General features: G+C 47.9%; 11 protein-coding genes and 1 pseudogene. 1 reads left to right on the top strand and 11 read right to left on the bottom strand.

Features of this window, described 5'->3' with window-relative positions; genetic code table 11:
- The first annotated feature begins 77 nt into the window (after nt 1-77).
- The gene (locus DW182_RS13470) at nt 78-962 is read left to right on the top strand and encodes a sensor histidine kinase KdpD (protein WP_118295841.1); all 885 of its coding nucleotides are present in this window, start codon (nt 78-80) and stop codon (nt 960-962) included.
- Nucleotides 963-977: 15 nt separating this feature from the next.
- On the opposite strand, the gene DW182_RS13465 is transcribed toward DW182_RS13470, so the two are convergent.
- From DW182_RS13465 to DW182_RS13415, 11 genes and pseudogenes are all read right to left on the bottom strand, one after another.
- Entirely contained in the window at nt 978-1,586 is a 609-nt protein-coding gene (locus DW182_RS13465) for a thiamine phosphate synthase (protein WP_117692044.1), read from the bottom strand.
- A gap of 299 nt (nt 1,587-1,885) precedes the next feature.
- Nucleotides 1,886-3,208: a sigma-54 dependent transcriptional regulator gene (locus DW182_RS13460; RefSeq protein WP_118295840.1), complete on the bottom strand. Its 1,323-nt coding sequence runs from the start codon at nt 3,206-3,208 to the stop codon at nt 1,886-1,888.
- Nucleotides 3,205-5,544, bottom strand: coding sequence for a hybrid sensor histidine kinase/response regulator (locus tag DW182_RS13455; protein ID WP_117588718.1), 2,340 nt, complete (start codon nt 5,542-5,544; stop codon nt 3,205-3,207). The genes DW182_RS13460 and DW182_RS13455 overlap by 4 nt, the downstream gene beginning before the upstream one ends.
- Before the next feature lie 87 nt (nt 5,545-5,631).
- Nucleotides 5,632-6,108, bottom strand: coding sequence for an HU family DNA-binding protein (locus DW182_RS13450; protein ID WP_117588717.1), 477 nt, complete (start codon nt 6,106-6,108; stop codon nt 5,632-5,634).
- A gap of 171 nt (nt 6,109-6,279) precedes the next feature.
- Complete coding sequence (locus DW182_RS13445) at nt 6,280-7,647, bottom strand: efflux transporter outer membrane subunit (protein WP_117588716.1); 1,368 nt, start codon at nt 7,645-7,647, stop codon at nt 6,280-6,282.
- Complete coding sequence (locus DW182_RS13440) at nt 7,644-10,835, bottom strand: efflux RND transporter permease subunit (RefSeq protein WP_117588715.1); 3,192 nt, start codon at nt 10,833-10,835, stop codon at nt 7,644-7,646. The genes DW182_RS13445 and DW182_RS13440 overlap by 4 nt, the downstream gene beginning before the upstream one ends.
- 18 nt (nt 10,836-10,853) lie before the next feature.
- Nucleotides 10,854-11,951: an efflux RND transporter periplasmic adaptor subunit gene (locus tag DW182_RS13435; RefSeq protein WP_117588714.1), complete on the bottom strand. Its 1,098-nt coding sequence runs from the start codon at nt 11,949-11,951 to the stop codon at nt 10,854-10,856.
- On the bottom strand, nt 11,948-12,529 hold the full coding sequence (locus DW182_RS22785) for an MATE family efflux transporter (RefSeq protein WP_233555800.1): 582 nt from the start codon (nt 12,527-12,529) through the stop codon (nt 11,948-11,950). The genes DW182_RS13435 and DW182_RS22785 overlap by 4 nt, the downstream gene beginning before the upstream one ends.
- Nucleotides 12,530-12,623: 94 nt before the next feature.
- Nucleotides 12,624-14,390 (bottom strand): annotated as a pseudogene (locus tag DW182_RS13425) (hybrid sensor histidine kinase/response regulator); the annotation flags it as partial.
- On the bottom strand, nt 14,390-16,315 hold the full coding sequence (gene tet(Q), locus DW182_RS13420; protein ID WP_004291466.1) for a tetracycline resistance ribosomal protection protein Tet(Q): 1,926 nt from the start codon (nt 16,313-16,315) through the stop codon (nt 14,390-14,392). The gene tet(Q) and the pseudogene DW182_RS13425, both read right to left, overlap by 1 nt.
- A gap of 657 nt (nt 16,316-16,972) precedes the next feature.
- Nucleotides 16,973-19,660, bottom strand: a 2,688-nt coding sequence (locus DW182_RS13415) for a helicase-related protein (RefSeq protein WP_255419612.1), incomplete at its 5' end; no start/stop codon positions are given.

The raw sequence follows: 19,660 nt of genomic DNA, 5'->3' as shown, positions 1-19,660 counted from the left end.
GTTATTTGTTTTTTCTTTAGTATATTTGTGCCCACATATAGAATTTGGATCACTTTTATCTTTTAATAACCAACTTTATGAAGCCGGATTTTGCTACATTTTATATTTTATGGGCATCAGATTTTTATCAAAGAAATGAAATACTCTTGCTTTGCTTTGGAGTAATTATTTTATTACTTCTGGTCATTATGATTGTGGTGTCTATCAACAAGACCAAGAGGTTGAAGACTTTGCAACAATTAAATGAAGTGGCGGAAGAAAGTAATCAGCTGAAGAATGCCTTTATCGCCAATATGACCCATGAGATACGTACCCCACTTAATGCGATTGTCGGATTTACAAATGTACTTGCTGAGACTGATAATCTGAGTAGAGAAGAACGAATGATTTTTCTGAAAGAAATCAATGACAATAAAGATTTTCTTGTTCAGATGATTAATGATTTATTGGACTTCTCAAAGATTGAGGCCAATACAATGGAATATAAAGATGGAGATGTGGATGTGAATGCTTTGATTCAGGAAATGTGTGCTGCAGAAAATGCACATCCCCGTCCGTCGGGTATTCAGATTGAGTTTGTAGAAAAACTTCCTCAATGTCGTTTAATGATAGACCGGGTACGTTTTGCACAGGTCATTAATAATTTGGTGAAAAATGCTTTGAAGTTTACAGAACAGGGTAGTGTGAAGATTGGATATCGCCGTTTGAGTAATAATAACTTTTATTTTTATGTAGCTGATACAGGATGTGGCATTGATGAAGAAAGTCGCCGGGCTATCTTTGAACGTTTTGTGAAGATGAACTATAACATTCGTGGCACAGGTTTAGGTCTTTCTATTACGAAATCTATTGTTGAACACTATGGTGGTGGCATTGGTGTAGAATCTAAAAAAGGAGAAGGCTCTACATTCTATTTTACTTTGCCTGCTGGGGTCGAATATAAAGAATATGGGAAGTTCTAATGGAAATTGAACTTTTTAATCCGCCATTTCCTTTAGTTTCTTAAAGTGGCGGATGACACCTAAATAATCCCGATCTGTACAAACATTAAATTTATTCCATAAATCACCAAGTACTACTGCACCTCCAAATCCGAAATCTTTTATCTCCAAAATATTGTCTGGAGTAATTCCTCCTAAAGCCATAACTTTAGTATCTATTATTCTTTCTTTTCCAGCTGCGCGCAATTCTTCCGGAGTATAACCGGAAAGAGTACCTGTTTTGGTGATACAGTCATAAACGGGACTCATAAATACATAATCATAAAAATGCTTTTTACTTTTTACTTCTTCTACAGAATGGCAAGTGCAACTGACATGTCCTGAGTAATCATGTGGCTCATTAGGATTACGTGTGTTCAGATGAATACCCATGAGGTCAAACTCTTCCTTTAAATAGAAATGTTCGTGAGTAACAATGCGTCTATGATATTTTTCAGGTATTAGCGTCAAAAGTCGCTCGGAATACATAGCAGGAGTTTCCGGTTTCCGCAGATGCAAAATATCCAGCCCTTCTTCAAAGAGTGCTGTAATGATCTTGTCCTCTTCCACAAAGAATGTGGGCGCTGTGACTATGATGAGCTTCATTTTTATTTGTTAAACGTTTATGTTTAGCAAAGTTAATGATAAATGCTTTCAGTAGGTAACGTTTTTCTTTAAAATCCGATAAGTATTTGCAGGTAATTTAGAATGAGAGCGTTATAAGTTTATCTGTTTTTTAGGGTAATGACTTGGCAACAGTCCTAATTTCAATGTTTTGCGGCTCATTACTGTCAAACAACTCTTCTGTATGCAAAGGTAACATTATTTTTTGAAACCTCTGTCTTTATTGAGGATGAAATTGCAACATTGACATTCGTAATAATCTAAATTAAATGAATTATCAACTATGATTGCCCGAATTTGTATTTCAATCCATACTCTTCCAGTTTGCTGTACAGCGTTGTACGTCCTATTCCGAGCAGTTCGGCGGCAATCTTTCTGTTTCCGTTCGCCTGCTTCAACGCACGTAAAATCCGCTCTTTGTCTTCCGCATCGTTACGCAGGGCAAAGCTGGCGGATGAGGACGATAATGTCTCGTCACTGCCAAACTCCAGATTTTCTTTGGTTATCATATCGGCTTCCGTATGTAGGACTGCCACCTGTATCTTTTGTTTCAGTTCGCGCACGTTGCCCGGCCACGGATAAGTGAGCAGGGCTTTCCGTGCGGATGCGTCAAAGCCCTTGATGTTGCGCTCCAACTCCTTGTTCGCAAATTCAAGGAAGAACTCTGCCAGTGGCATGATGTCCTCTTGGCAGTTGCGAAGCGGAGGCACGGTTATCGTGTACTCTTTCAGACGATAGAGCAAGTCTTCGCGGAAACGCTTTTCGGCGACTGCCTTTTGCAAGTCCTCGTTGGTTGCCGCCACGATGCGCACATCGGCTGTCTTGTCCCCCTTTGCCCCAATGGGGCGATAACGGCGTTCCTGTATGGCACGAAGCAACATCCGCTGCATTTCCATCGGCAGGTTGGCCACTTCATCAAGAAACAATGTACCGCCATTGGCTTCTTGAAAATACCCAACATGGGTAGAATCTGCTCCTGTGAATGCACCTTTGATGTGTCCGAAGAATGCGGACAGTGCCAATGTCGGGGACAACGAACCACAGTCCACCGCCACGAAAGGCTTATCCGCACGTTTGCTCTGTGCGTGGATGTGTTGGGCAATATGTTCTTTGCCCGTACCGTTCTCACCTAATATCAATACACTCATACGGGTGGGTGCAACCAACCGGACACGCCGCTTGATTCCTTGATATGCCGTACCTTGCCGGACAAATATCGGGACTTGTTTGTTCCTTTTCTGTTCCTGTGCTTTGTGTATGGAGCGGATGAGAGGAACAAGCCTGTCCTCTACCAATTGCTTGGGAATATAGTCGGCGGAGCCGAGTTTCATACTTTCCACTGCCGTATGCACCTCGGCGTAATCGGTCATGATGATGAACGGCTGCGGCTTCCCTTCCTTGCGCATCCAACGCAACAGGTCGACACCCTCACCATCAGGTAGACGCAAGTCGGCAAGCACAGTATTATCTTCCTCTGCCTTTGCCAGCAATTTCTTGGCGGTAGAAAGCCGATACGCCTGCATGGTGTCGAAGCCGCCTTTCTTCAAGAAGTTGCAGACATAATCGTTATAAACGGGATTGTCCTCTACTACAATTACCTTCATAATCCGTCTTCCTTTCGTTTTTTAGCCTGTTCCACAATCTTGTCACCCATTGCCAATACTGCATTCACGGTGTGTTGAATCTCGTTATCGGAACATTCCGTGTCTGAATGCAGAAGTCTGTGCAGTTCCCATAGTGGTTTGTCCGCACGGATTACTGCCCACGAACTGCGTAAACGGTGTACCTGCATATCCAATTCTTTGCGGTCACACCGCTCTCCGGCATCGCTAATGGCTTGCATGTCCTTTTCCGTTTCGGTTTTCAGTTTGTCAAGCATAGTCACCTTGTCACCATACGCCAATAAAGAAGAAAGGTCAGGTTGTTTCTCTTTGTTATTTTTGACAGAAGATACTGAAAGGCATTTGCCCGACACCGCCAGCAGTTCCGACAGGCCGAACGGCTTGAACAGGCAGGCGGAAAAGCCATGAGCCAGCAGTTCTTCTTCGGTGCAGCTTCCCGAAGCAGTGGCGACAATCACAGGGATGGTCTTCGAGTTGCCGACGTGGGACGAGCGCAGCAGTTCCAATACCTCAAAGCCATTTATTTCCGGCATCTTCAAGTCTGTAATCAGCAGGTCGTAGTCCTTTGTCCGCATGGCTTCCATGAGGTCGCTTGTATTAGTGCACACATCACAACGGATACCGTAATGGGCATACATATCCATTGCCATCGAAAGAAGAATGTCGTTGTCATCCAACATAATGACCGAATAGGCACGTTCAGAATAAGGATATTGTTCTTGCACTTCTTTCTTTTCGATGACAGCAATATCAGCGGTTTGCATGGGTATTTCTATCGTGAAACGACTGCCCCGACCTTTCTTGCTTTCCAATCGGACAGTACCGCCTAACATATCCACGATGCGTTTCACGATGGATAATCCTAATCCGAAACCGTCCTGCGTGGCGGCGTTGGAGAGCCGTTCAAATGCTCCGAACACCCGTTGCTGTTCTTCTTCGCTCATACCGCTGCCTGTATCTTCCACCACAATGGAAAGGTTATTGCCGTTGTAGTCCATGCGGAGCGATACGCTTCCGGCTTGCGTGAACTTGATGGCATTGGATAACAGGTTTGCGGAAACCTGCATAATGCGCTCCTTGTCGCCCATGAGGATAACATCGGTATTGCATTCCACCGTCAAACACAAGTCCTTTGTCTCTGCCAATGGAGCAAATTCCGCCGATAAAGCGTCTGCCATGCCCTGCAAACGGAACGGGGAAGTATTCGCACTCTCCTTTCCACTATCCAACCGAAAGAAGTCAAGCAGCGTGTTCAACATGGCAATCATTCGTTGCGATGCCTGCCGGATATTGCCCGAATAGCGTTCCGTCTGCGTTGCATTTTCTCCGTTGGCTATCAGTTCCGCATAGCCGTGTATGGCGGTCAGCGGTGTACGCAGTTCATGAGTAATGGTGTGCATGGCTCTCTTGCGTGAGGAAATCAGTTCCCTGTTTCTCATATCCGATTCATGGAGTTGCCTTATCAGATTAACGGTCTTTGCCTTATACCGCTTTATGCGGCGTATGTCCCTGTGGATGATGATGTATGACACAACCAAAAGAAGAAAAAGAAATCCTGTCAGCCCTCCGATTTGAAAGAACGAGCGTTCACGCATGGCGGTTATCTCTGCCTCACGCTTTTGCAGGTCACGTTCTACTTTCCTGTCCATCTGCCCGATAAGCGATTGCAGTTGTCGATTCAATTCGCTGTTGCGCATGGCGAGGCTGTCGGCATGTTCCGACAAGCGGCGGCTTTGCGCCTGTTGTTGTGTAATCTCCTTGCGGTTCAGTGCATGGAGCATGGAGGTTGTGGCGGTCGGTTTCGACTTTTCTTTCTTGCCGAACAAGCCTAAGAAACCTTTGCGCTTCGTTTTCTTAGGCTGTTCCTGTGTGCTTTTTGCCGCAATGAAGGGTACACGCTTAGCAATTTCCCGATTCAAATTTTCCTGTTTATTCAATACTTCCACAATGCTACAAAGCAAATTTTCCTTGCTTTCTAACAAATGACGCACACTGTCTATCCGCTCTGCCGGATAAACGGTTTTGAAACGGCACAGCAGACTATCCACCGCCATGCGCCGGATATGGTAATGCTCCAAATCCTCGTCTTCCCACTCCAACACACTTTCGCCCAAAAGGGAAAGCCCCGTCATTTCCCCATAAACAAGATGCACTTCCTGACGAAAAGCATTTATACGTCGGTTCTCCGTTTCCAATGCTTCAATCTCTTTCCATTCATAAAACCACAGGTACATGATGCCGACTGCCAGCAGGCACATCAATAAATAACCTGCGGCAATCAGCGTGCGGAGAAATTTTGTTCCTATGGTACTTCTCATTTGATTATTCCTTTTTAATCATGCAGCCCGTAGTCCATCTAAAACCACAGGCTGCATACATTATAGCAATCTTTGTCAGCAATGACATTATCCCAAAGGATTGTCACCATCTTCGCCATTACCGGAACCGTCTGTGCTTCCGCCACCCTGCGCCGGGTCATCGTCCTTCGCATCGGCAGAAAGTTCAATCCATTCCAAATCATCGCTGTCCACAAGGGCACGGGTGTAGGTCTTGTTCGACAGCCGCTCCCGTTCGGGTGTGAACTGCACGCGCACCGCCTGCACCTGCTTGTCGAAGTCCGCCAAATCCTTCACGCCCTTCGTGTCGAGCGTGTAGCGGAAATAGCCCAGCCCCTTGATGTGGACGCTCTTGCCCTGCGCCATGCGCGTGTGCATCACGCCTGCGATGTCGCCCAACACGGCTTGCACGTCACTGTTACTTACTGTGAAGATTTTCGTCAAATCCTTTGCTATGGTCTCCGTTTCCACGGGCTTGCCCTGCACTACGGCTTGGGGATAGTAAACGCCCTGTTGCTTCTGAAACGCTTTTTCCCCAAAAGGCATAGTCTTACGTTTTTAATTGGTTGATGAATAATGTTTATTGTCTCACTCGGATGCCTTTGCAAGCATCCGTTTTGCTGTTGCCTGAACTAACCTCCACTCTTGATTTTCCGAAGTGCCACTTCGACCACCACAAAGTGGCACCTTGTGCGCCTCGAAGTGCCACTTTGTCTTTCACCAGCTTCCACCTCCCAACGCATGATACAGATTTATCATCCCCTGTATTTTGTCGAAATGATCGTTTGCTTCCGTCAGTTCAGCGGAGAGCAGGGATTGCTGAGCGGTAAGCACTTCCAAATAGGTGGTGCTACTGCTGTGTTCCATCAGCTGGCGGGTACTTTCCACGGTGCGGCGCAGAGCGGCTATCTGCTTGCCATCAAGTTGCAAACGGCGGTCGGCTGTCTGCCATTGTGCAAGAGCATCGTTCACCTCGCTACCCGCTTTCAGCAGACTTTGCTGGAAAGAGAGTAACGCTTCCTGTTGCTGTGCCTTGGCGATGCGCAGGTTGGCGATGTTACGCCCACGGTTGAAGAGGGGGTGTGTCAATGAGCCGACTGCACTCAGTAGCCAGCGTCCGGGATTGATAATGGCGGCACCGGTACTGTTTGTCCAACCTGCAGACCCGCCCAGCGTAATGCTGGGATAAAAGGCGGAGCGGGCGGCACCGGTGGCATAGAACGCCTGTGCCAGCGATGCTTCTGCCTGACGGATGTCGGGACGGCGGGCAAGCAACTGCAGGGGTACACCTACGGAGAGTGTATCGGGAAATTGCTGTTCTGTCAACGTACCGCGTTCGATATGGGAAGGCACATCGCCTAAGAGCAAGGAGATGGCATTTTCCTGTTTCTTGACTTGCTGTTCCAGAGTAAGCACATTCGTTTCCACGGTAAGCAGGTTGGCACGTGCCTGCTGCACGGCAGCTTCGGTGGTGTTGCCGAACTGCTTTTGCAGTTCCAACGTGCGCAACGACTCGCTCCAACTCTCGGCGGTGCAGCGGTTGATGTCGAGTTGTACATCCAACATCAGCAAGTTGTAATAACTGTTGGCAATTGTGGCGATGAGTTGTGTCTGCACTGCCTGCCGGTAAGCGCGGCTCTGCTCTAAGGCGGCACGGGCACCACGTTTGGCATTGGTCAGCTTGCCGAACAAGTCCAGCTCCCACTCGGCGGAAGCAGCAAGGGTGTAGGTCTTGGTCGTCTTGCTACCATCGAAGCTACTCAACGTACCTTGCGGGGCAAGCGACACTGAGGGCAGGTAGGCAAGGCGCGAAGACATCAGCGTGGCTTCTGCCTCCACCACTTTCAGACGTGCGACGTTAAGGTCGTTGTTATTCTCCAGTCCTCGCCGGATGAGGGATTGCAAGCGTGTGTCGGTGAACAGTTCGCTCCAATGCAAGGAGGCGATGGAGGCTGTGTCTTCCGCTTGTATGTCGGTGCCATACAGCCCATCGGTTTTCACTTCCTCCGGACGGGAGTAAGGTTTATAGACTCCGCACGAGGCAAGCAGCAGTGCGGTAACTGTTGTCAGTAATATATTTCTCATGATTCCTTTTCCTTTTTATGTTTCTTCAAATCTTCCATTTCACCTTGTATCGACCATTCGCCGGAGGAAACAGCCTGCATGGGACGTACCTTCTCTTGCAACCACTGGAAAGCAATGAACAGTGCCGGAACCACAAATAGCAAGGCAAGTGTACCGACCAGCATACCACCCACCGCACCGGAACCCAACGTGCGGTTACCGTTGGCTCCTACTCCCGTTGATACCATCAGCGGTAGCAGTCCGAACACCATTGTAAGGGCTGTCATTAGGATGGGGCGCAATCGCACCTTGGCGGCTCCAACGGCAGCTTGTATCAGCGACATGCCCGCCTGTCGGCGTTTGACGGCATATTCCGTTATCAGGATGGCGGTCTTTGCCAGCAATCCGATGAGCATAATCAAACCGGTCTGCATATAGATGTTATTCTCCAATCCCATCAGCTTGGCAAACAGGAAACTGCCCAGCAAGCCGAAAGGAAGGGCGAGCACCACGGCAAACGGGATGAGGAAACTTTCATAAAGTGCGCTCAGGATGAGATAGACCAGCACAAAGCAAATGGCGAAGATAATCACCGTGTTGCTGCTCGACTGACTTTCCTCGCGGGTGATGCCGCCAAACTCGTAGGTATAGCCTTTGGGCAATGCCGTGGACGCCGCTTCGCCGATGGCACGGATGGCGTCGCCGGAAGAATAGCCGTCGGCAGCCGAACCGTTGACCGCAATGGAGCCATAGAGGTTGAAGCGGTTGAGCGACTGTGGCCCGTAGGTCTTGGTAAGCCGGGCAAACTGGCTGATGGGAGCCATTTCACCGTTGCCGGTACGCACATAGAGGTGGTTCAGCGATTCCGGTGTGACCCGTGTGTCCGGCTCCGCCTGTATCATGACACGGTAGAGCTTGGAGAAACGGTTAAAATTGGAGACATACTGCCCGCCATAGTAACCGGACACCGTGGAAAGCACCTCTGCCGGAGAAAGCCCCGAACGTTCGCAACGGGCGGCATCAATGTCCAGCGTATATTGCGGATAGTCTGCTGAAAAAGCGGTATAGGCAGTCCCGATTTCCGGGCATTGGCTCAGGGAGGCAATGAATCCCTTGGTGGCATCGTCCAACTCACTGACAGGTTTGCCCGTCTTGTCCTGCACGTGCAGTTCAAAACCGTTCACCATGCCGTAGCCGTTAATCATGGGCGGGGCGGCGGCAAATAACTGCGCATCCGGTATTTTCTGTGAAAGGGTGTTGATGCGTCCGATGATAGAGTTTACATCATCTTCCTTGCCGTCACGTTCCGACCAGTCGCGCAGGGAGATGATAATCAGTCCCGCACTGGCTCCCGAACCGCTGAGCGAATATCCGCTGACGGTGGCATAATGCTTCACCTGCGGCATTTGTTGGATTTCCTTTTCCAACTGCGCCAATACTTGGGTGGTGCGGAAGAGCGAAGTGCCCGGCTTGGTATTGACGCTCACCATGACCGTACCCGTATCTTCATCGGGCACAAGTCCGGTCTTGGTAGTGCGCATCAGCACCACCACCAGCGCCACCGTAGCCACCAGCAGTCCCCATGTCACCACCCGATGGCGGCAGAAGTAGATGACACCCCGAACGTACCGCTTCACCAAGACCTCGAAAGCCGCATTGAACGCCTTGCGGAAGCGTGCCGAAAAACCGCTTTTCTCTTTGCCGTCCGCATCTATATAAGGTTCAAGCAGTAAGGCACACAGAGTCGGTGAAAGTGTCAAGGCATTGACTGCCGACAGTCCGACCGCCACCGCCATCGTGATGCCGAACTGCGTATAGAATACGCCGGACGTGCCGCCCATCATGGAAACCGGGATGAATACCGCCATGAACACCAGCGTAGAGGTAACGATGGCAGCCGTAATGCCCGACATGGCTTCGTTCGTCGCCATATACGATGAGTAGTAACCGGCATCGAACTTCGCCTGTACTGCCTCGACTACCACAATGGCATTGTCCACCACCGTACCGATGGCAAGCACCAGTGCGAACAGCGTCAGCAAGTTGATGGAAAAGCCCGCCACCGCCATGAAAGCGAACGTGCCGACCAAAGAGACGATAATGGATATGGTGGGAATCAGTGTCGAACGGATGTCCTGCAAAAACACATAAACCACCAGTACAACGAGAATGATAGCCTCTATCAGCGTCCAAAGCACATTCTCGATGGAGGCAAAGAGAAAGTCGTTCACGCTCAACAAGCTGGCAAACTTCAATCCTTCAGGCAAGTCTTCGGATATTTCATCTATCAGCGCATCAATCTCCTGTACCACCTCCGTAGCATTGGAACCGGCACTCTGGTAAGCCTCGGTGATACATCCCGCATGACCGTCCGTCATGGCACGATAGGTATAGGCTTCATCACCCAACTCGATGCGGGCAATATCTTTCAGACGCAAGATTTCTCCGTTGGAAAGCGAACGGATAACAATATCACCAAACTCTTCGGGCGTGGAGAAGCGTCCCCTATATTTGATGGTATATTCGTAGGCATTCTCGTGGTTCTCGCCGAAAGCACCCGTAGCCGATTCCAAATTCTGCTTTTCGAGGGCATTGGTCACGTCTGACGGTATCAGTTTGTACTGCGCCATCACGTCCGGTTTCAGCCAAATGCGCATGGAATAGTTGGATGCCAATACATTGAACTCACCCACACCGGCAATACGCTTGACGCGCGGCTCCACATTTATCTTCATGTAGTTGTTGATAAACTGCATATCGTATGAATCGTCCGGGCTGTAGAGGGCGACCACCTTCAATAGCGACTTCTGTTGTTTCTGCGTCTGCACCCCGATTTTGGTTACTTCGGCAGGAAGCAATCCCTGTGCCTTCGATACGCGGTTTTGCACATTGACTGCCGCCATGTCGGCATCAGTTCCCTGACGGAAATAGACATTCACTGTAACATCTCCCGTATTGGAGGCTTCCGAATGGATGTAGCTCATGTTCTCCACACCGTTGATGGCTTCCTCCAACGGGACAATGACCGACTTCTGCACCGTTTCGGCATTGGCACCGGGATAAGAAGTCGTTACTTGCACCGTGGGCGGCGCAATGTCTGGATATTGCTCCACAGGCAGCCCCGTCAGGGATATGATGCCCAACAAAACAATAATTACGGAAATAACGATGGAAAAGACCGGGCGGTCTATAAAGAATCGTAAATTCATAACTTCTTCCTCCTCTTATTACGGTTTTAAGGTTACGGCATCGCCGTTATTGAGCAAGCCTACGCCTGTAGTCACAATCACATCGCCAACATCCAATCCGGAAGTGACGGTATAGCGGATGCCGTCATGCACCGGATTGACTTCAATACGGGTAGCCACCGCCTTGCCATTCACTACCCGATAGACAAACAGCTTGTCCTGCAATTCGTAGGTGGCTTCTTGCGGAATGGGAATAGCATCCTGCAAGGTCTGCGGGATAAGTATATTTCCCGTGCTTCCGCTCAGCAGCACCCGTTCGGCGTTGGGGAATACGGCACGCAAGGAGCCACTTCCGGTCTGTCGGTCAAGTACGCCGCTGATGCTCTCAATACGCCCTTCCTTTTCATAGATAGTTCCATCACCCAGTTGCAGACGGACGGCAGGCATCTCTTCCAAGGTTCGGTTGATGGAGCCGTAACAGCGTATCAATGACTGCAATCGCTGCCCCGACATGGAGAAATAGACATACATCTCCGAATTATCCGATACGGAAGTAAGCGGTTGTGCCGAACCGGAACTGACCAATGTGCCCACGCGGTAAGGGATGGTGCCTATTACTCCGTTTGCGGGACTCTTTACTTCTGTATAAGAAAGGTCGTTGTGGGCATTCACCTCCTGCGCTTTGGCTTGTTCCAACGCGGCTTCGGCCACGAGAAGCGCATTGCGGGCTGTGGAGAGGTCATATTCCGAAATGACCTTTTCACGATGAAGTGCCTGCTTGCTTTCGTAGGTCAGCCGGGCGGTCTGTACCTGTGCTTCGGCAGAATGGACATTGGCAATAGCTGTCCGCAGGGCTGCTTGGTAAGGAACTTGGTCTATAATAAACAACCGTTCACCCCGACGTACCTCTTGCCCTTCTTTCACGCATACCTGTTGTATCGTCCCGGACACCTGCGGATAGATTTCAATGTCCTGCCTTCCCTGTACGGATGCGGAATAAGATTCGGTCAGCGTCACTTCTCCTTTTCCTACGGTCATGACCGAATAATTGACTTCTTCCTGCTCCGGTTCCGTTTGGTGACAGGCAGTAAATGATGTTGAACAGAGTATCAACGTACTCAAGAAATACTTTTTCATAAGTTCGATATGTTTTTGTTGTTTCTGTTTAGCAGATAATAAACTAAAATAAGGATTTGTGTCATTATTTCCGATAGGGGAACTGACAGCCAAAGTCCCGGAACGCCGATGACACGCGGTAACACAAGAAAAGCCGGAACTACGAAAACAAGACCTCGCAATAGCATGAGCAAGATGGCGGTCTTGAAACATCCAAGGCTTTGATAGTACCCCACACATACCAAATTGAGAGCGAAGAACAGAAATGCGACAGAGAAATAGGGAAGTCCCTCTTGTGCGATATTAGCGGCGGTCGTTGCGCCGGAAAGGAACAGCGACACAATCCGAGGACTTTCTGTCATGCCTCCCAATGTCATCAACAGTCCACATGCAAAAGCCAGCGATATGGAGAAACGGAAAGCCTGCGTCACCCTCGCCTGCAGACCGGCACCGTAATTGTAGCTGACAATGGGTTGTGCCGATTGTGCGATGGCATTGCCTATCATAAATACCAGCGGGAAGCAGTAGCAAGCAACGCTGAAAGCAGCCACGCCATCCTCTCCAAGGTAACGGATGAAGACAAAGTTGCCCGTAAGCATCATGCACGCAATAGCCAGTTCTCCAATCATGGAAGGTATTCCGAGTTTCACCTGATACCCGATGTTGCGCATTGTCAGGCGTATGCTCTTTACCGTGAATTTTGGTTTGTAGAAATGAATGGTTCTGGCGTATCATTTCCATCAGTGCCGCAGCATCGGTGCAAGTGTCGCAGTGTATTCCTTCTTGGGAATACATCTCTTTCAGCATCAGAAGTAATACCTCATCATTGTCAATGGCGACAACATCATGGAATTTATTGTTATGATAAACAGGTGTATTGCTTGTATATCCAAGCTGTTCTTCAGCTTCCTGCATAGAAATTTCAACTGTGAAACGACTGCCTTTCCCTTTCTTGCTGTCTAAACGGATTGTTCCGCCAAGCATCGACACAATATTACGCATTATGGCAAGCCCAAGCCCGAAACCCTCCTTTGCGGCGGCATTTGATAGACGTTCAAACGCACCGAACGCTTGTTTCTGTTCCTCTTCTGTCATGCCTGTACCTGTATCTTCAACGACCAGTGTCAGAACTCCATTATCATATTCAGTAATCAAAGAAACACCGCCTTCTTCTGTGAACTTGACAGCGTTTGACAGCAGGTTATTCCCGATTTGTATTATTCGCTCTTTGTCGGTCAATACAATGGCATCGTGTCCAGTCTTCACGGACAAGGACAGCCCTTTGTTCACGGCAACAGGCATGAACTCCGTTTCAAGTGTGTGCGTGATTGCTGAAATCCGGCAGGGTGACAGACGGGGCTGTTCCTTGCCGTTGTCCAGGCGGAAGAAGTCAAGCAAAGTGTTAAGCATATCCCGCATACGGTCGGAGGATTGCAGTATGTTTTGGATATACTGCCCGGACTTATCCTCACACTGTTCTTTCCGTATCAGTCCGGCATAGCCTGTTATTGCTGTCAGCGGTGTGCGCAGTTCATGGGTGATAGTATGTACCGCCTTCTTCCTTGACGTTATCAGTGCCTCGTTCCGTTGTACGGATTGTTCCAGTTGCCTTATCAAATCAGTTGTCTTGTGCTTGTATTGTTTAATGCTTTTTGCATCACGATGTATGATGATGTAGGAAATTAACAACAATAGAAGAACGAATCCCATTAAACCGCCTACTTGCATAAATGACTTTTCACGCATGGCAACTATTTCGTTTTCCCGGCTTTGCAGTTCGGTTTGTACCTTTTCTTCTATTTGGCAAATCAATTCTTGCAGTTGTCTGTTAAGTTCTGCATTACGAGCTGCAAGGCTGTCGGCTTGTTCCGACAATTGGCGATCCTGCACTTTCTGTTCGCTGATTACGTTTCTATTGACCGAATGAAGGATAGTGGTTGATACTGCTGGAGTTACTTCCTTTTTTTTGCCGAATATGCCTAAGAAACCTTTTCGTTTTGGCTTTTTGGACTGTTCCTGCACACTTTTCTGTACAATAACCGGAATTTGATTGGCTATCTTCTTGTTAATAGATTGTTGTTCATCCATTAACCGGACTATCTGGAACATCTGTCGTTCCTTATCCTCTAAAAGACTGCGCACACTATCGATGCGCTCTGCTGGATAGGTGGCCTTGAAACGGCAGAGCATACTGTCCATTGCCATACGCCGTGCATGGTAATGCTCGATATCTTTATCGTTCCATTCCAGTATTGTTTCACCCAATAGAGAAAATTTTATCATTTGAATATTGATATTGTTTATTTCTTTTCGGAGCTCGTCTATTTTTTTATTGCCAAGTTCTAATGCTTCTATCTCCTGCCATTCATAGAGGCTATTATATGCCATACATCCGATAAGAATGGAGATAAGTATATATCCCAACCGTATTGCCTTATAGAAATTTCCTGACCGCTCCATTATTTTAATGACATTGATTTTTGGAACATGAATAAAAGTTTATCTTTTTCGTTCATGCGGATATTATCAGAATAACCGTCTTTTGTTATTTGATACCCACATGGCTTAACCATAAAAATGCCTAAGCCCTTAGTGTACGAACTTACTTCTGAGGCATAGTCTTTACTTGTATTTAATGGAACTTTCCCTTTAATATGACACCACTCATTATTACAACTGATGTCTTCAATCTCAGACATCAGTTTTTGCAAATCTGTAATAGCTTTGGAACTCGCTACTTGGGGTATCTGCAACTCAAAACAGAGCATCGGTTCGAGAATGTCCACACCTGACTGTTGCAAAGCCAGCCTGAAGACATAAGGGGTCAGCTGTCTGAAATCAGCAGGTGTACTTACCGGGCTATAATACTCGGCTTGAGTAAAAGTTACTTTCAGATCTGTCACTTCCCATCCATGTAAACCAGATTGGCAAGACATACGAATCCCTTCAAAAACGGCATTTTGAAAAGAATGGTTCAGATAACCATAGGAGATGTCACTTTCGATTTGCAACCCTGCCCCTAACGGTAAGGGTTCAAGAGTCAGCCCTATTGTGGCCCAGTAAGGGTTGGGTGGTACTTCGATCTGAATAATCTTATTGACCTTTTTTATAGGTCGTTCTTTGTAGATAGTCTTGATCTCATCAAAATGGACCTTTACGGAAAATCGTTCTTCCAGCAATGTCTGTATGATTTCCTTTTGGGTCAAACCATATAACGAGATTTCCAATTCATCACTATATGAGTTTATGGAAAAGGACAAAGACGGGTCTTCAATCCACAATGTATTCAGAGCGGATATCACCTTGCTTCTCTCTTCGGGCTTATTTGGCCGGACGGAGGATTTGAGAGCGGGATGCTGATGAGATAATCCTTGAATCAAACAAGGTTTAGCACCTAAATAATCTCCGATTCGAAAATCTTCTATATCTTCTACAATCGCGATATCATTGGCACCCACTTCATCAACATTTATCTCTCTGCCCTGATAAATAGTCTTTAGATTTTTAATCTTGATGAATTTTTCCGAATCGTTGATTCTTACAACGTCTCGAAGTCTCAGACTTCCGTCAATTATTTTAAGAAAACTTCTTTTATGCCCTTTGGGGTCATGCTCTATCTTATAGAGATAAGCTGAAAGTCTGTTTGAGACTGATGCCGGAGGAAGTATAAAAGAAGAAATGGCGTCCAACAACTCATTGATACCGATATTGAACATTGCTGATCCATGTAGCACCGGATAGACTTTGGCTTTTGCCACAAGAGCGATTATCGTATTCCAATAATCAGCCGGTGAAATTTCGCTATCCGCCAAATATCGTTCTAATATATCGTCGTCATGGTTGCATACAAATTCTTTGTATTCTTCCTTTATATATGTTTGGGAGCAAACCGGATAAACCGATCCATCGACAACAGTTTGCATAAACAGGACATCTTGCGACAGATTTGTTTTTATATCCATATACAAACGCTCCAAATTCACACCGGCACGGTCAATCTTATTGATAAATATAATTGTCGGGATTTGCAGCTTTTGTAAAGTACTGAACAGCAACTTTGTCTGCGCTTGTATGCCTTCCTTTGCGGATAAGATGAGGACTGCTCCATCAAGCATTTTGAATGTCCGCTCCACTTCCGCAATAAAATCCATGTGTCCCGGAGTGTCAATGATATTGCATTTCACTCCATTCCAGATAATAGATGTCGTAGAAGCCCGGACAGTAATTCCTCTACGTTTCTCTATATCCATAGAGTCCGTTATGGTGTCACCATTATCCACACGGCCGCACTTTTCCGTTGCTCCACTGGCAAACAGCAGATTCTCGGTTACGGAAGTTTTTCCTGCATCAATGTGAGCAAGAATTCCTAAATTTATAATATTCATTTGGATTAAGCAATAATATACTACAGTAGATGCATTGTCGAAACGCACCTTTTAATACCTCCTCGTAGCATATGAGAACTACAGGATTACTAACTCGTATTAATATGTATATTATTACTGCCGCATAACGATTACAAAATTACACAAAAAAATATATCTAACAAAAGTGGGAGGATTTTTTAACTTTTTACCATAGACATTTTATTAGGGAAGCGTAGGTTCAACTGGCAAGTACAAATAAGTAGAAATGTTTGAACAACACCGTTTTAGGAAGTTGAAAAATCAAGTTTCTCTCTCGGTATAGCGTTTATTTTGGCCAATATCTTCTTTAGTTTAGCATTTGTGTATTTCCCATTCGTGTTCTATTTAGCTCCTTATTATGAGTATGTAGCAAGTTACTTATCAAATTCAGCCTCTTTGAGGGTCAAATATGGTTTTGCAAATGGTGACTGACAAGACATAAACAAGGTCAGCAGGAATTTTTTACATAAATGGACATGAATGTATATAACCTAAAATAAGAATAAATTTTAATAAGGGCTGCCCAAAAAGAAAAAAATGCAGTTGCCATCCTATAGATACTTGCAGAAAGGATAAAATTTACTTTTAGACCTTTTGGGATAGCCCTTATTAATACTTCAGATAAAATTCCTTAGGTTATATTTTCAATCCTTTGGACCGGGTTTCCTCCTTGGCATACAGTCCCGGACGCCCGATTATGACATGGTTGGCAACGATACTATCCGCCGGACTGCGTATCTGCGGCGGTGCATTTTCGGGATATTGCGCCTGCCTGTTCCTCACATCTTCCGCTTCCGGCTTGAGCTGTTGCCCTTCATTCTCCTTTTCTGCGACTTCGGGCGTGGGTGGCGCAAGCTCCAGCTGAATTTTTCGGTCAAGGGCGGCAAGTTCGGACTTCAACTGCTTCAGCTCGTCCTCCTTCTTCCACACCTTACCCGCTATCTCCTGTAACTGCGGTATCTCCATCTCCAGCACCTCGTTCTTCGCCTTGTACTGGTCGATGATGGAGGGTATCCTCTCCATCGCGTTGAGGAAGTTGCGGGCGGCGGCCAACGGGTCAGCCATCGCCAGATGCCCGTTGTTGTAGGTGTACTTGTAGTTCCCCTCGACCACGAAGCGGTTGTCGGTGAACTCCAATCCCTCTTTGAGTATCCTTTCGCTCACCACCTTTATCGGAAAACCGTAAAGTTCACCGACCTGCGTGTACAACCCTCCGGTCGTGGCATTCTTGGCTATCTCCTGCAAACGCTTTCCGATGACCTTCTCATCGGCGGAATCCACTCCGTCCACCTTTATTATATTAAGGCGGTTGCCCTCCTTGTCGGTCTGCACCACCGACAGGAAGCGGTTCCAGTCCTCCGTCATGGCATCTATGAAAGCCGTGTTGTTGCGCAACTCGCCGGTCTTTGACTCCAGCTTGAACTCCGAATCACGCTTGCCCTTGTTGAACGACTTGCGTTCCCCTTCGAGCGATGCGATCCGCTTTTCCAGTTTCGCCTTGTCCAACAGGTCGGTATTGCCGGAGAGCAACGCCATGTATTCCGAGAAATTCATGCCCGATTTTTCGTCCATTGCCCCCTCGTCGATGGTACGCGCACCCATCGCACCGCTTTTGAGCTGGCTTATGAAAGTCTGCTTGCAGTGCAGGAGGTTGAACTTGTAGCTGTCCAGTGACTTCTCCACCGCGTAGATGATTACATCCACGTTGTTCCCGGCGAAATGTTTGGCAATCTCATTACCTGCCCTAACTCCGCGTCCGTCACGCTGTTGCAAGTCGGACGGTCGCCACGGCGTATCGAGATGATGGATAGCCACACACCGTTTCTGGGCGTTCACACCCGTTCCGAGCATAGAGGTAGAGCCGAACAGCACACGCACCGTCCCGGCGTTCATGGCGTCTATCACCGCCTTCCGCGCCTTGTCGGTCTTGCACTCCTGAATGAAGCGCACCTCGCTTGGCGGTATACCGTAGTCCTCCGTCAGTTTGCGCTTGATTTCCGAATAGACGTTCCACCCGTCGCCCGGCTGGTATGTCCCCAAATCAGAGAAAACGAACTGCGTGCCTTTCTGGGCGTCGTATTTTTGATAATACTCCGCGATCATCTTGGCACAGTGACTCGCTTTGTTGTCGGGATGATCTTCGTAATTCGGGTCTATCATGCGCATGTCGAGTGCCATTTTCCGGGCATAGTCCGTGGCGATGAGCATCTTCGCCTTTTCTTCCGTTTCCGAAAGCGGCAGCCTGCCCAACAAGGTGGCATCGCCCGTCTTGGCGAACTGCATCAGTTTCTGTATGAAGTCCTCCTGTTCCGGCGTGGGCGGTATATGGTGCAGTATCTCGTTCTTGGCAGGACGGTCAACGCCCACATCCTCCGCCGTGCGGTAGTCCGTGATTTCATTATAGAAGGCGGCAAGCTCCGGCACTTTGATGAAGTAGCGGAAACGCTCCTTCTGGACCACATTGTTCGTCACGTTAAATTCAAAATCCGTCGTCTTCTTGGCAAATATCGCCGCCCAAGCGTCGAAACACCTTATGTCCTGCCGTTCCAGCTCCTTCGGGCGCAGGTACTTGAACAGCAGGTACAATTCAGTCAGTGAGTTGCTGATAGTCGTGCCGGAGAGGAAGGTCGCACCCAAGTCTTTTCCTGTGCGCTCCTGTATGGTGCGTATGGCAAAGAGCATGTTAAGTGCCTTCTGGCTTCCCTCGCTGTTTCCCAATCCCGCCACACGGTCGTGGCGCGTGTTGAAAGTCAGATTCTTGAACTGGTGGCTCTCATCTATGAAGATGTGGTCGATGCCCATCTGCTTGAAATCCACCACGTCGTCCGTGCGTGACTTTATGGCGTGTTCCACCTTCTCCAGCTTCGCTTCAAGGTTGTGCTTGCGCTTCTCCAATCCTTTCAGCATCGCCCGCGACACGTTCTTTCCCTGCTGCCGTAGCACTTCGAGGTTTTCCTCCACCGTGTCAAGCTCTGCTTGCAGGATGCGCTGCTGCAATTCCGGCGACTGCGGTATCTTGCCGAACTGGTCGTGCGACATGATGACGCAATCGTAGTCGTTGTTCTTTATATTATTGAAGAAGCGCACACGGTTGGCGGTCGAAAAGTCCTTCTCCGAAGCGTACAGAATACGTGCGTTGGGATATGCCGCCTGATAGGTGGCTGCAATCTCCGCAACGTTGGCTTTCAGCCCGATAATCATCGGCTTGTGTGCCAAATTCAGACGCTTCATCTCATGCGCGGCGATGCACATTATCAGCGTCTTACCGGTTCCACAGGCTAAGCGCAAAGCGCCTTGCCGTCCTTTCGGACGGTAGGTTTCTAA

Origin of the sequence: Bacteroides sp. AM16-24 (assembly GCF_003471885.1) — a bacterium.
Lineage (GTDB): Bacteria > Bacteroidota > Bacteroidia > Bacteroidales > Bacteroidaceae > Bacteroides.
The sequence above is the reverse complement of the archived record's forward strand: the minus strand, read 5'-3'. Positions and strand labels throughout refer to the sequence as shown.

Coding starts and splice junctions, on each gene's coding strand:
- DW182_RS13470 (WP_118295841.1), top strand. CDS start 78: ATGAAGCCGGATTTTGCTACATTTTATATTTTATGGGCATCAGATTTT.
- DW182_RS13465 (WP_117692044.1), bottom strand. CDS start 1,586: ATGAAGCTCATCATAGTCACAGCGCCCACATTCTTTGTGGAAGAGGAC.
- DW182_RS13460 (WP_118295840.1), bottom strand. CDS start 3,208: ATGAAGGTAATTGTAGTAGAGGACAATCCCGTTTATAACGATTATGTC.
- DW182_RS13455 (WP_117588718.1), bottom strand. CDS start 5,544: ATGAGAAGTACCATAGGAACAAAATTTCTCCGCACGCTGATTGCCGCA.
- DW182_RS13450 (WP_117588717.1), bottom strand. CDS start 6,108: ATGCCTTTTGGGGAAAAAGCGTTTCAGAAGCAACAGGGCGTTTACTAT.
- DW182_RS13445 (WP_117588716.1), bottom strand. CDS start 7,647: ATGAGAAATATATTACTGACAACAGTTACCGCACTGCTGCTTGCCTCG.
- DW182_RS13440 (WP_117588715.1), bottom strand. CDS start 10,835: ATGAATTTACGATTCTTTATAGACCGCCCGGTCTTTTCCATCGTTATT.
- DW182_RS13435 (WP_117588714.1), bottom strand. CDS start 11,951: ATGAAAAAGTATTTCTTGAGTACGTTGATACTCTGTTCAACATCATTT.
- DW182_RS22785 (WP_233555800.1), bottom strand. CDS start 12,529: ATGCTTACGGGCAACTTTGTCTTCATCCGTTACCTTGGAGAGGATGGC.